The sequence below is a fragment of the Tessaracoccus palaemonis genome, assembly GCF_019316905.1.
In the GTDB taxonomy this organism is placed as follows: Bacteria; Actinomycetota; Actinomycetes; order Propionibacteriales; family Propionibacteriaceae; genus Arachnia; species Arachnia palaemonis.
The window spans coordinates 1,237,726-1,249,849 of sequence record NZ_CP079216.1; the positions used below are offsets into that span (position 1 = coordinate 1,237,726).

At 71.0% G+C, this 12,124-nt stretch carries 11 protein-coding genes and 2 tRNA genes; 9 read left to right on the forward strand and 4 right to left on the reverse strand.

Annotated features, from left to right (window positions below; genetic code table 11):
• The first annotated feature begins 6 nt into the window (after positions 1 to 6).
• Positions 7 to 1,284, forward strand: a complete 1,278-nt coding sequence (gene mgtE / locus KDB89_RS05545) for a magnesium transporter (RefSeq protein WP_219083846.1) — start codon at positions 7 to 9, stop codon at positions 1,282 to 1,284.
• 3 nt (positions 1,285 to 1,287) lie between these two features.
• Here mgtE and KDB89_RS05550 read toward each other — a convergent pair whose 3' ends face one another.
• The gene (locus tag KDB89_RS05550) at positions 1,288 to 2,337 is read right to left on the reverse strand and encodes a 3-isopropylmalate dehydrogenase (RefSeq protein ID WP_219083847.1); all 1,050 of its coding nucleotides are present in this window, start codon (positions 2,335 to 2,337) and stop codon (positions 1,288 to 1,290) included.
• 130 nt (positions 2,338 to 2,467) lie between these two features.
• Here KDB89_RS05550 and cimA point away from each other — a divergent pair, with 130 nt between their 5' ends.
• The 6 genes from cimA (at position 2,468) to KDB89_RS05580 (ending at position 7,149) form a co-directional block, all read left to right on the forward strand.
• Complete coding sequence (gene cimA, locus KDB89_RS05555) at positions 2,468 to 4,045, forward strand: citramalate synthase (protein WP_219083848.1); 1,578 nt, start codon at positions 2,468 to 2,470, stop codon at positions 4,043 to 4,045.
• Positions 4,046 to 4,062: 17 nt separating this feature from the next.
• Complete coding sequence (locus tag KDB89_RS05560; RefSeq protein ID WP_219083849.1) at positions 4,063 to 4,893, forward strand: fumarylacetoacetate hydrolase family protein; 831 nt, start codon at positions 4,063 to 4,065, stop codon at positions 4,891 to 4,893.
• A gap of 17 nt (positions 4,894 to 4,910) precedes the next feature.
• Positions 4,911 to 5,834 carry a CPBP family intramembrane glutamic endopeptidase gene (locus KDB89_RS05565; protein ID WP_219083850.1) on the forward strand — a complete coding sequence of 308 codons (924 nt, stop codon included), beginning with the start codon at positions 4,911 to 4,913 and terminating at the stop codon, positions 5,832 to 5,834.
• Between the two features lie 93 nt (positions 5,835 to 5,927).
• Positions 5,928 to 5,999: transfer RNA gene (locus tag KDB89_RS05570), tRNA-Gln, on the forward strand.
• A 30-nt stretch (positions 6,000 to 6,029) separates the two neighbouring features.
• A tRNA-Glu gene (locus KDB89_RS05575) sits at positions 6,030 to 6,105 on the forward strand.
• 96 nt (positions 6,106 to 6,201) lie between these two features.
• Positions 6,202 to 7,149, forward strand: coding sequence for an alpha/beta hydrolase (locus tag KDB89_RS05580; RefSeq protein WP_219083851.1), 948 nt, complete (start codon positions 6,202 to 6,204; stop codon positions 7,147 to 7,149).
• On the opposite strand, the gene KDB89_RS14590 is transcribed toward KDB89_RS05580, so the two are convergent.
• Positions 7,063 to 7,707, reverse strand: coding sequence for a TetR/AcrR family transcriptional regulator (locus tag KDB89_RS14590; RefSeq protein ID WP_255556249.1), 645 nt, complete (start codon positions 7,705 to 7,707; stop codon positions 7,063 to 7,065). The two genes, KDB89_RS05580 and KDB89_RS14590, sit on opposite strands and share 87 nt — an antisense overlap.
• A 50-nt stretch (positions 7,708 to 7,757) precedes the next feature.
• On the opposite strand from KDB89_RS14590, the gene KDB89_RS05590 reads away from it, so the two are divergent.
• Positions 7,758 to 9,437: an FAD-dependent oxidoreductase gene (locus KDB89_RS05590; RefSeq protein ID WP_219083852.1), complete on the forward strand. Its 1,680-nt coding sequence runs from the start codon at positions 7,758 to 7,760 to the stop codon at positions 9,435 to 9,437.
• Positions 9,434 to 10,246 (forward strand): SDR family NAD(P)-dependent oxidoreductase, encoded by an 813-nt coding sequence (locus KDB89_RS05595; RefSeq protein ID WP_219083853.1) that lies wholly within the window; start codon positions 9,434 to 9,436, stop codon positions 10,244 to 10,246. The genes KDB89_RS05590 and KDB89_RS05595 overlap by 4 nt, the downstream gene beginning before the upstream one ends.
• Positions 10,247 to 10,254: 8 nt before the next feature.
• On the opposite strand, the gene KDB89_RS05600 is transcribed toward KDB89_RS05595, so the two are convergent.
• Positions 10,255 to 11,298: an FUSC family protein gene (locus tag KDB89_RS05600; protein ID WP_219083854.1), complete on the reverse strand. Its 1,044-nt coding sequence runs from the start codon at positions 11,296 to 11,298 to the stop codon at positions 10,255 to 10,257.
• Between the two features lie 7 nt (positions 11,299 to 11,305).
• Positions 11,306 to 12,031, reverse strand: a complete 726-nt coding sequence (locus KDB89_RS05605; protein ID WP_219083855.1) for an IclR family transcriptional regulator — start codon at positions 12,029 to 12,031, stop codon at positions 11,306 to 11,308.
• Positions 12,032 to 12,124 lie beyond the last annotated feature (93 nt).

Genomic DNA, 12,124 nt, shown 5'->3' on the forward strand with positions numbered 1-12,124 from the left:
GTGCCGATGAGCGAGGTACCACTGCAGGAGACCTACAAGATCGCCGACCGGATCGGCCGTCTTGACGATGTCGACGCCGCCCTCGAGTTCAGACAGCTGCCCAAGGATCTGGCGATCGACGTGTTCGAGGAACTCGACGCGTTCGACCAGCAGCGCGTCCTCCACGGGATGCGCGGCGAGACCTACCAGCACCTCATCGAGGAGATGGAGCCCGACGAGCGCTCCCTCATGTTGCAGGAGGCGCCCGCCGCCGTCGTGAAGCGCGTGCTCGCCGGGCTGAGCCCGCAGGAGCGGGCGATGACCGCGATGCTGCTCGGCTACCCGAGGGACTCCGTCGGCCGCGCCATGACCCCCGAGGTCGTGACGATCCGGGAGAACCTGACGGTGGGGGAGGCGTTGGCGACCATCCGCACCAAGGCGCCGTCGGCGGAGGCGACGTACACGCTGGCCGTCACCGACGCCAAGCGCCGCCTGGCCGGCATCGTGCGCCTGTCCGACCTCGTGCTGGCCGACCCCGCGGCGCCCATCCAGGACGTGTTCGACCGTGACGCCTACACCGTCGCGGCCACCTCGCCGGCGGAGCAGGCCGCGCGCCTGATGCAGGAGACCAACGACATCGACCTGCTGGTCGTCGACTCGGAGTCGCGGCTCGTCGGCCGCCTCAGCTACGACGACGCGATGGAGGTCCTCGAGGACGCCGACTCTGAGGACGTCGCGCGCCAGTCGGGCGCCTCCCCCTGGGCCGGCCACTACATGCGCGTCGGCGTGATCCGGCTGGCCCGCTACCGGGCGCTGTGGCTCAGCCTCCTGCTCGTCGCCGCGACGCTGACCGTCTCGGTCACGCAGGCGTTCGAGGCGACCCTCGAGCAGGTCGCGTCGCTGGCGCTGTTCATCCCCATGCTGATCGGCGCGGGCGGCAACGCCGGCTCGCAGGCGGCGACGGCGTCGGTGCGCGCGCTGGCCGTCGGCGAGGTGCGCTTCAGCGACATCTGGCGCGTCGTGTGGCGTGAGCTGCGGGTCGGGCTGCTGCTCGGCCTGATGCTGGCCCTGCTCGGGTTGCTGGTCGGGTCGTTGTTCGTCGGCTGGGAGGTCGCGAGCGTCGTCGCTGCCAGCCTGGTGCTGATCTGCGCGTGGGCCGCCACCATCGGGGGAGCGATGCCGCTCCTCGCCAAGCGCGTCGGCATCGACCCCGCCGTGGTGTCCGCCCCGATGGTGACGACTCTCGTCGACGCCACCGGGCTCGTCATCTACTTCATGATGGCGAAGACGATCCTCGGCATCTGAGCCTCAGGCCACGCGGGCTGCGATCCGGTCACCGATCTGCGTGGTGCCGAGCTTCTCGCTCCCGCGCTCGGCGATGTCCGCCGAGACGGCCTCGTCGATCCGGCGCGCGAGCTCCGGCCGGCCGAGGTGGTCGAGCAGCAGCGCCATGGACGAGATGGCGGCCGTCGGGTCGGCGATGCCCTTGCCCGCGATGTCGGGCGCGGAACCGTGCACCGGCTCGAACATCGACGGGTACTCGCCCGTCGGGTTGATGTTCGCCGAGGCCGCGAGCCCGATGCCGCCGGTGACGGCCGCAGCCAGGTCGGTGACGATGTCGCCGAACAGGTTGTCGGTCACGATGACGTCGAACTGCGACGGGTCGACGACCATCGCGATCATGGCGGCGTCGATGTGCAGGTAGTTGGTCGCCACATCCGGGAACTCGGCGGCGATCTCGGTGAATGCGCGGTTCCACAGCCGGCCGGCGTTGACCAGCACGTTGTGCTTGTGAAGCAGGGTCAGCTTTCCGCGACGCGCCCGGGCGCGGCCGAAGGCGTCGCGGACGACGCGCTCCACGCCGAAGAAGGTATTGACGGAGACCTCGGTGGCGAGCTCCTGGGCGGTGCCGACGCGCACGGCGCCGCCGTTGCCGCAGTACAGGCCCTCGGTGCCCTCGCGGACGACGACGAAGTCGACCGTGCGACCCTCGAGGACGGCGGGCGCCAGCGGCGTCGGGACGCCCGGGTACAGGATCGACGGGCGCAGGTTGATGGCGTGGTCGAAGGCGAAGCGCAGCTTCAGCAGCAGGCCGCGCTCGAGGAGTCCGCTGGGGATCGCCTTCGAGCCGGGGGCCGCCCCCACGGCGCCGAGAGCGATGGCGTCGACGTGCTTCAGCTCCTCGAGCACCGAGTCCGGCAGGACCTCGCCGGTGCGCTGCCAGCGCTCGGCCCCCAGGTCGTAGTCGACGAACTCGAACGTGTCGGGCGCGACCGCGGTGAGGACCTTGATGGCCTCCGCAGTCACCTCGGGGCCGATGCCGTCGCCGCCGATGACGGCAATCTTCGCTGAAGTCATGGCGGGAACCCTACGCGAGCGCGCCTCGGGCCCGCCCCGGTCTCAGAGTGTCCGTCCACTGGGTGAGACATCCCCGGGCGGGATCTTCGGCGTACTCTGTCCGAGGCCCACGAACCGATGGAGTGATCAGATGCCGCTTCTTCCCCAACGTCCCGCCGAGTTCCACGTCTTCGACACCTCCCTGCGCGACGGCGCGCAGCAGGAGGGTCTGCGCCTCTCCGTCGCGGACAAGCTGAAGATCGCCGGATACCTCGACGAGCTGGGCGTCGGCTACATCGAGGGCGGCTGGCCGGGAGCCAACCCCAGCGACACCGAGTTCTTCCGGCTGGCCCGCGACCTGGAGCTGGACACGTCGACGCTCGTTGCCTTCGGCGCGACCCGCAAGGCGGGGGCGAAGGCCGCCGACGACCCGCTGACGCGGGCCCTGGTCGAGGCCGGCACCGACGTCGTGTGCATCGTCGCCAAGTCCCACGACGAGCACGTCGCAAGGGCGCTGCGCTGCTCGCTCGAGGAGAACCTCGAGATGATCACCGACACCGTGCAGTACCTCATCTCCGAGGGTCGGCGCGTCTTCGTCGACTGCGAGCACTTCTTCGACGGCTACCGCGCCAACCCGGACTACGCGCTCAAGGTGGTCGCCACCGCCCACGAGGCCGGCGCCGAGGTCGTCGTGCTGTGCGACACCAACGGCGGCATGCTGCCGAGCTGGATGGGGGAGGTTGTCGAGGCGGCCGCCGCCACCGGCGCGAACCTCGGCATCCACTGCCACAACGACACGGGCTGCGCGGTGGCGAACACCATGGCCGCCGTCGAGGCCGGCGTCATGCACGTGCAGGGCACCTTCAACGGCTACGGGGAGCGGACCGGCAACGCCGACCTGAGCGCCGTCATCCCGAACCTGGAGCTCAAGTACGGCTGGTCCGTGCTGCCCACCGGCCGGCTGACAGAACTCAGCCGCGTCGCCCACGCCATCGCGCAGGTGGCGAACCAGCCCGTGATCGGCCGCCAGCCCTACGTCGGTGCCTCCAGCTTTGCGCACAAGGCCGGCCTGCACGCCTCCGCGATCAAGGTGGACGCCAACCTGTACCAGCACATCGATCCCGAGCTGGTCGGCAACAGCATGCGCATGCTCATCTCCGACATGGCCGGCCGCGCCAACATCCAGATCAAGGGCTCGCAGCTGGGCTTCGATCTGGATGACCGCGAGCTCGCCGCGCGCGTCACCGCGGTGGTGAAGGACCGCGAGGCGCAGGGCTACTCCTACGAGTCCGCCGACGCCAGTTTCGAGATGCTTCTCCGCGACGAGCTCGGCTTGCTCAGGCTGCCGTTCGAGGTGCAGTCCTGGCGCGTCTTCACCGAGGAGCGCGACGGCCTCAACACATCGGAGGCCACCGTGAAGCTGACGGCCAAGGAGCGCCGTCAGATGGTCGTCGGCGAGGGCAACGGCCCGGTCAACGCGCTCGATGCGGCCCTGCGTGCGGCGCTGATCCCCGCGTACCCCGAGGTCGCCGACTTCGACCTGCGCGACTACCGCGTCCGCATCCTCGACGAGGGCCACGGCACCGACGCGACCGTCCGGACGCTGATCGACACCGCCTACGAGGGCAACAGCTGGACGACGGTCGGCGTCGGCACCAACGTCGTCGAGGCCTCCTGGGAGGCGCTGTCCGACGCCCTGGCCTACGGGATCATCACGCACCTGGCCTGAGCACTACCCTTGGGGTCATGCGCATTGCACGTTTCGCCACCGCAGGACAGGACCCCGCCTACGGGATCATCGAACTCGCCGTCGACGGGGGAGAGCACCCCGACACCATCTCGACGCTGACCGGGGACCCGCTCGCCGGCGTGCCGGTCAACTACACCGGCGAGCGGCACGACCTGGCCGCGGTGCGCCTGCTCGCGCCGGTGATCCCACGCTCCAAGGTGGTGGGCGTCGGCCGCAACTACGCCGAGCACGCCGCAGAGATGGGCAACGAGCTGCCCGCCGCGCCGCTGCTGTTCTTCAAGCCGAACACGACCGTCATCGGGCCCGACGAGACCATCCTCCGGCCAGAGGGCTGCACGGACCTGCACTTCGAGGGCGAACTGGCCGTCGTCATCGGGTCGAGGCGCACCAGCAGCGGCCGCGACGTGTACTGCAAGCGGGTCCCCGTGGAGCAGGCCGCCGAATGGGTCTTCGGCTACACCATCGCCAACGACGTGACAGCCCGCGACTGGCAGGCCGCCGACGACCAGTGGGCCCGGGCGAAGGGGTCCGACACCTTCCTGCCGCTGGGACCCTGGATCAACACTCACGTCCCGCTGGAGGAGGCCGCCTCGCTGTCGATCGAGACCCGCGTCGGCGACGAGGTGAAGCAGTCCGGCAGCACGTCGCAGATGGTGCACGGCATCGCCGAGCTGATCTCCTACATCAGCGCGTCCATCACCCTCCTGCCCGGCGACGTCATCCTGACCGGCACGCCCGCCGGCGTCGGGCCGATGGTCGCCGGCGACGAGGTGCACGTCTCCATCGACGGTCTCGGCACCCTGTCGAACCCGGTCGCCGAGGCATGAGCCAGCCGCCTGCGCCGATGCAGCTGTTCGTCCCGGGGGAGCCGAGCGATCCCCCCGCGGGACTCAGCTACCCGGAGGCGCTGACGCGGCCCGGGCAGTCTCCGGCGCAGCCGGTCTTCGGCCTCCTGCTCGCCTTCTCGGCGTTCGCGCTCATCACCCCGCTGTTCGCGCAGCTGATCCTGCGCGTCGGCCATCTGTTCAGAGGTGGGGAGTGGGCGGACTACCTCGAGGCGGCCAACTCGTACCTCGTGGTGGAGGGGCCGGTCTCGGGACTGCTCGCGCTCGCACTGCTCACCCCGATCTGCATGCTGCTGGTGCGCTACGTCAACGGGATCCGGCCCAGGTGGCTCTTCTCCGTGCAGCCGGGGCCGCGCTGGCGCTACCTGCTGATGTGCCTCGTGGTCGCGGCGGTGATCCTCAACGCCGTCCTGTGGGTCGGCTACGCGGTCAAGGGCGTGCCGGAGTTCCACGGCGGCGACGCCGGCTGGCTCGTGTACCTCGTCGCGCTGAGCATCACCTCCCCGCTGCAGGCCGTCGCGGAGGAGGTCTTCTTCCGCGGCTACCTGCTGCAGGGCATCGGCACCGCCGTCGGCCACGGCGCCTGGGGCACCTGGGCGGGAGTCGTCGGCTCCGCGGTGGTCTTCGCGCTGCTGCACGGCACGCAGAACCCCGCGCTGTTCGCGCACCGCCTGTCGTTCGGGCTCATCATGGGCGCCCTGGTCGTCGTCACCGGCGGTCTCGAGGCCGGCATCGCCGCGCACGTGGTCAACAACCTCGGCGCCTACGCCTACGCGCTGTTCACCAGCTCCATCGCAGAACTCAAGTCCACCACCGCCATCACGTGGACCGACGCGGCCTTCGACATCGCCGGCTTCGCCCTCTTCGCGGTCGTCGCGTGGTGGCTGGGGAGGCGGCTCAAGGTGGCCGTCACCACCCCCTGAGTGCCGATTTGGCAGGCCCTCGAGAGGTGGTGTAGTGTTCTTTCTCGTGCCCCGGGAATCCGGGACACGCTAGAGATCAAGACATTGATCCCTAGGGGTATGGGGTAATTGGCAGCCCGACGGTTTCTGGTTCCGTTAGTTCAGGTTCGAGTCCTGGTACCCCTGCGGAAGGTGTTACGCTCTCTAAGCGCTCTTGGCCCCGTTGTGTAGCGGCCTAGCACGCCGCCCTCTCAAGGCGGTAGCGCGGGTTCGAATCCCGTCGGGGCTACCAGGAGCAGATGGCCTGGTCAGACTGAGTCTGACCAGGCCATCTGTCATTCCCCGCGCATCGGTGCTCCCCGCCCATCCACGGGAGTACGTTGGGCCGATGACGACCGTCCGGCTGCGCCCGTCGGCGCTCCACCCCCAGCTGCGGAGCTTCTTCCGGTTTGTGCCGAACCCGCCGATCACCCGACCCTGGCTCCTGCGGCTGATGCAGGCCGGCTCGACCAGGGCGAGCCGTCCGAAGCTGCCCGCATCGATGACGCACCGGTTCGTGCCGCTCGGCGACGGGGCCGGGGTGCACGTCTACCGCCCGGAGGGCGATCGGCCTCGTGCGGGCGTGCTGTGGATCCACGGCGGCGGGTTCGTCGTCGGGAGCGCGTCGCAGGACCATGCCCGCTGCGTGCGCCTGGCCACGGACTTGGACGTCCTTGTGGTCTCCGCCGAGTACCGCACGGCCCCCGGCAGCCCGTTCCCGGCCGCCCTCGACGACGTGCACGCGGCCTGGACGTGGCTGGTCGGCCACGTCGACGAGCTGGGGATCGATCCCGGCAGGCTGGCGATCGGCGGCCAGAGCGCCGGCGGCGGCCTCGCCGCCGCCCTCGTGCAGCGCGTCCACGACGCCCCCGGGGTGCAGCCCGTCGCCCAGTGGCTGTTCTGCCCGATGCTGGACGACCGCACCGCGGCGGACCGGTCCCTCGACCCGGTCCGGCACTACCTGTGGAACAACCGCTCGAACCGCGTCGGCTGGCGCTCGTATCTGGGCGTCGAACCGGGAGCCCCCGTCGTGCCCCGCTACGCGGTTCCGGCCCGCCGCGAGAACCTCGCCGGGCTGCCGCCCACCTGGATCGGGTGCGGAGACATCGAGCTGTTCCACGGTGAGGACCGCCGCTACGCGGAGGCCCTCACCGCAGCCGGCGTCCCTACCGTCCTCGACGTCGTCCAGGGCGCCCCCCACGCCTTCGAGTCAATCAGCGGCGGGGCCGCCGTCTCCACGGCCTACCTCCGACGCGCTGAGGGGTGGCTCCGCGGCCACCTCGCCGTTGGCCTGTAGCAGCCGACCGTCGATCAGGGCCAGGGCGCGCCCGACCGCAACGGGCACGTCGGCGGGGTCCGTCTGAGCCTGGGCGACTCCGTGCAGCATGTGGATGACGAGGACGACGTCGCCTACGGTCCATGTCGGGTCCGCGAGCCCTGCCTCCCGGGCGCGTGCGAGGGGCTCGCCGATGAGGGCGGAGAGTCGCTCGAGACCGATGTCGCTGGGGTACTCGGTCTGGGCGTCGAGCACCATGTCGATGAAGGCTGTGGAGTCGATGGTGAAGTCGACCAGGAGCGAGAACAGGTCGCCGAAGGCGCCAGGCCCGTCGGCCGAGGCCGCCAGCTCCTCCAACGCCACGAAGTTCTCCTCGAAGACGGCAAGCGCCAGATCGAACCGACGCGGGAAGTGCCGGTAGAGGACCCCCTGGCCGACTCCGGCCTCGCGTGCGATGGCGCTGAGCGCGACGTGATAGCCGTCGCGGGAGAAGAGCCTGCGTGCCGCCTTCAGCAGGGCGGCCCGGTTGGCTGGCGCCGCCGCCGGCCCCCTATTGCGGGCGCGCTTGGATGGAGGCATGCTGGGATCCTACTTCCGGACAGCGTTGTCCGGTAGGGAGGGGAACAATCATGAAGACCGACATCGACGTGGATGTCGTCGTGGCAGGAACCGGCGTCGCGGCATTCTCCGCGGCCATCACCGCCGCAGACCAGGGGCTGACGGTGTTGATGCTCGAGAGCACGGAGAAGTGGGGCGGCAGCAGCGCCATGTCCGGCGGCGGCCTCTGGCTGCCCAACAACCCCCTGATGGGCCGCGCCGGGGTCGATGACTCCCGCGACGCGGCACTCACCTACCTGGAGGAGACCGTCGGGGACGCGGGGCCGGCCACCTCCCGGGAACGCAAGGAGGCCTTCGTCGACGGCATCGCGTCCTTCGTGGAACTGGCGGAGAAGCACGGCGTCACCTTCGCGCGCTCGACGGACTACCCGGACTACTACCCCGAGCTGCCGGGCGGCCGGATCGGGCGCGCCCTCGAGGTCGAGCCCTTCGACGTGAAGCGGATCGATGGCTGGTGGGACAGTTCCCGTGGCCAGGACGGCGTTCCTGCCCCGGTGAAGACCGACGACTTCTGGCTGCTGTCCCGCGCCTGGTCGACGCCGGGCGGCTTCGTCCGGGGCGCGAGGGTCGTGTTCCGGGTGATCGGCTCGGCCGTCCGCGGCCGTAAGGCCGTCGGCATGGGGGCGGCCATCACGGCCGCGTTCATGGACGTCGCCCAGCGGCTCGGCGTCGAGGTCCGTCTCAGCTCCCCGGTCGATGAGGTTGTTGTCGAGGACGGCCGCGCCGTCGCCGTCCGGACGACGTCCGGCGGCACCACCCAGCTGGTCGGCGCGCGCAAGGGCGTCGTGCTCGCGGGCGGTGGCTTCGACCACAACGCCGAGCTCCGCGAGCAGTACCAGGGTGTCAGCGGCGTCGACTCGTCCGGTTCCAAGGGCAACCTCGGCTCCGCCATCGCGGCCGGACGCAAGGCGGGCGCCGCCGTCGACCTCATGGAGGACGCGTGGTGGGGAGGCTCCATCCCTCCCGCGACGCCCGGCGGCTCCGCGGCGTTCCTCGTCAGCGAGCGGTCGATGCCGCACTCGATCATCGTCGACGGGGCGGGGAACCGGTTCGCCAACGAGTCAGAGTCCTATGTCGACCTGGGCCACCACATGCTCGAGCGCCGCAAGACGGTGCCGGGACGCTTCTGGATGGTGACCGACGTCCGGCACGCCCGCAGGTACCTGCGCTCCTACGCCCTCGACCCGCGGACGGTCAAGGCGTGGACCCAGTCCGGCGTGCTGGTCAAGGACTCCACCATCGCGGGGCTGGCCAAGAAGATGGGCGTCGACGCGCAGGCGCTCGAGGCGACCGTCTCGCGGTTCAACTCGTTCACGCGTTCCGGGATCGACGCGGACTTCGCCCGCGGCAACTCCGCCTACGACCGCTACTACGGCGACCCGCTTGTCCGGCCGAATCCGAACCTCGGCCCGCTGGAGAAGGGCCCGTTCACGGCCGTCGAGATCGTGCCGGGCGACCTCGGCACCAAGGGCGGCCTGATGACCGACGAGTTCGCGCGCGTGCTGCGCGAGGACGGCACGATCATCGACGGGCTCTACGCGGCGGGCAACACGTCCGCCTCGGTGATGGGCCACACGTACCCGGGCCCGGGGTCGACGCTCGGCCCCGCCGCCGTGTTCGGCCACATCGCCGGCCTGCACCTCGCAGGCAGGGCGCTGGCGGGCCGGGAGCTGTCGGGAGCCCGGTCATGAAGGTCGCGGGCAAGGTCTTCGTCGTCACCGGCGGAGGAAGCGGCATCGGGCGGGAGGTCGTGCTCGGCCTCCTGCGCCGCGGCGGCCGCGTGGCGGCGGTCGACCTGAGCGCCGCCGGGCTGGCCGGCACGGTGGAGCGGGCGGGCCGTGACGCGGACCGGCTGACGACGCACGTCGTCAACGTGACGGACACCGAGGCGGTCAAGGCGCTGCCGGAGGCGGTGCTGGCCGCTCACGGGCAGATCGACGGGGTCCTCAACATCGCCGGCATCATCCAGAAGTTCGTGCCGTTCGCCGACCTCGACCAGGCCGAGATCGAGCGGGTGCTGACCGTCAACTTCTGGGGCGTGGTCAACATGGTCCGGGCGTTCCTGCCGCACCTGATGATCCGCCCGGCGGCCGCCCTGGTGAACGTCTCCAGCATGGGGGCGTTCATCCCCGTGCCGGGACAGACGATCTACGGTGCCTCGAAGGCCGCGGTCAAGCTGCTCACGGAGGGGCTCCACGCCGAGCTGCGGGGCACCCCGGTCCGCGTGACCGTGGTGTTCCCGGGCGCGGTCGCGACCAGCATCACCGAGAACAGCGGGGTGCGGGCGCCCGCCGTCGCAGGCGCGAACGACAACGCCGCGAACCAGAAGGTGCTGGCTCCCGACAAGGCGGCCGACATCATCATCGCCGGCATGGAGAAGGGCTCCTACCGGGTGCTGGTGGGCCGCGACGCGCGGGTGATGGACTGGTTCACCCGGCTCGTGCCCGAGCGGGCGATGACGCAGATCGCCGACCGGATGGCGGGCCTGATGCAACGCTGAGCCTCGGCTCAGGCCTCGTCGGGCTGGGGCATCCGCCGTCGCAGGGCAGCGGACGCCACGGCGACGACCGTGCCGACCGTCACGCCGACGAACGTGTCGAGGACCCGGTCGCGCACCAGCGCGGCCGGGTCCGCCGCGACCGCCATCTGCACCATGATCAGCGCGATCGTCGTCGCGAACAGCATGGCCAGCGCGTAGTTGTGGTCCATCAGGATCTCGACGATGCCCTGGAAGACCATCGCCAGGATCACCAGCGCCCAGTGGGGGAGACCCAGCGCCATGACGCCCGCGGCGAGCAGCACGCCGACCAGCGTGCCGACGAGGCGCTGCAGGCCGCGCGCGACGCGGGCCGTGACGTACGCGCCCGAGAGCGCGGCCACGGAGGCGACCATCGCCCAGTACCAGTGCCCGGCGGCGACGACGAGCCCGGCGCAGCCGGCGAGCGTCGACCCGACGAGGATGGTCAGCGCGACCGGGACCGCCTGCGGGTTCGGCGTCGGCCTCGGGGCCGGGCCCCTGAGGTCCCGCCAGCGACCCCGCACGACGCCGAGGCCCGCGGTGACGAGCAGGCTGAACAGCACGGTGCAGCCGCCCACCACGATCACGTGGCTGAACGAGACGAGCGTCGCGGGCAGGGCCGCCGTCGTGCCGGAGGCGAAGGCCGAGAACAGGCCACCCGGCGGGTGCCACTTCATGACGGCGGCCACCCAGGTGACCACCGAGGCGATGACCGCCACCCCCAGGACGCGCATGGGAGCGGGCGCGTCCAGGTATGACATCCAGGTGCCGAGCAGCATCGCCGAGACCAGCATGACGCCGGCGCTGGCCTGCATCCAGAGCCGCTCGCCGTAGCGGTCATGGCGCCCGTACACGGAGGTGAAGGCCGCGAACGACGCGTACATGCCGAGGTCGAGCCGCCCGACCAGCAGCAGCACGATCAGGGGCACGCCCAGGCATACCGCCGAGCGGACGGCGACGCGAACGCCGCCCTTGTAGGGGCCGATGCGGACCGCGTGGTCGAACACCTCACGGGCGCTGTCCCGCAGGGCCATGGGGGTTCTACTCCGGCGCGCCGCTGCGGCGCAGGACCTCGCTGAGTCGCTCGGCCGCCGCGAGCACGGCGGGCGCGTGCAGTCGGCCGGGGGAGCGGGTGAGGCGCTCGATCGGACCGGAGACGGAGACGGCGGCGATGAGCTTGCCCGACGGGGCCAGGACCGGCGCCGACACCGACGCCACACCGGTCTCGCGCTCGGCCACCGACTGGGCCCAGCCTCGACGGCGAACGGCCTGCAGCGTCGCCAGGGAGAACGAGGCGTGGTCGAGCAGCTTCTCGATCTTGTCCGGCTCCTCCCAGGCCAGCAGCACCTGGGCGGCGGAACCGGCATTCATGGGTAGCTGGGCGCCGATCGGGACGGTGTCGCGCAGGCCGTGGGGGCGCTCGACGGCGGCGACGCAGATGCGCTGGTCGCCCTGCCGGCGGAACAGCTGCACCGACTCGCCGGTGATGTCGCGCAGCCTGCCGAGGATCGGGCCGGCGGTGGCCAGCAGCGGATCCTCGCCTGCGGACTCCGCCAGCTCGATCAGGCGGGGGCCGAGCACGAAGCGGCCCTGGAGGTCGCGCCCGACGAAGCGGTGGTGCTCGAGCGCCACGGCCAGGCGGTGGGCCGTCGGCCGGGCCAGTCCGGTGGCCGTCACGAGGCCGGCGAGGGTCAGGGGATTGTGTTCGAGGGCAGACAGCACGGCGGCCGCCTTGTCGAGTACTCCGACGCCAGAAGAATCGTCCATATAACGAGAATATCCATCCGCATTGTGGACACGCAACCTCGGGGCAGCAGCCGCCCGACGCATACTGGACCCCGTCAATCAGCCATCAGATGA

Coding starts and splice junctions, on each gene's coding strand:
- mgtE (WP_219083846.1), top strand. CDS start 7: ATGAGCGAGGTACCACTGCAGGAGACCTACAAGATCGCCGACCGGATC.
- KDB89_RS05550 (WP_219083847.1), bottom strand. CDS start 2,337: ATGACTTCAGCGAAGATTGCCGTCATCGGCGGCGACGGCATCGGCCCC.
- cimA (WP_219083848.1), top strand. CDS start 2,468: ATGCCGCTTCTTCCCCAACGTCCCGCCGAGTTCCACGTCTTCGACACC.
- KDB89_RS05560 (WP_219083849.1), top strand. CDS start 4,063: ATGCGCATTGCACGTTTCGCCACCGCAGGACAGGACCCCGCCTACGGG.
- KDB89_RS05565 (WP_219083850.1), top strand. CDS start 4,911: ATGCAGCTGTTCGTCCCGGGGGAGCCGAGCGATCCCCCCGCGGGACTC.
- KDB89_RS05580 (WP_219083851.1), top strand. CDS start 6,202: ATGACGACCGTCCGGCTGCGCCCGTCGGCGCTCCACCCCCAGCTGCGG.
- KDB89_RS14590 (WP_255556249.1), bottom strand. CDS start 7,707: ATGCCTCCATCCAAGCGCGCCCGCAATAGGGGGCCGGCGGCGGCGCCA.
- KDB89_RS05590 (WP_219083852.1), top strand. CDS start 7,758: ATGAAGACCGACATCGACGTGGATGTCGTCGTGGCAGGAACCGGCGTC.
- KDB89_RS05595 (WP_219083853.1), top strand. CDS start 9,434: ATGAAGGTCGCGGGCAAGGTCTTCGTCGTCACCGGCGGAGGAAGCGGC.
- KDB89_RS05600 (WP_219083854.1), bottom strand. CDS start 11,298: ATGGCCCTGCGGGACAGCGCCCGTGAGGTGTTCGACCACGCGGTCCGC.
- KDB89_RS05605 (WP_219083855.1), bottom strand. CDS start 12,031: ATGGACGATTCTTCTGGCGTCGGAGTACTCGACAAGGCGGCCGCCGTG.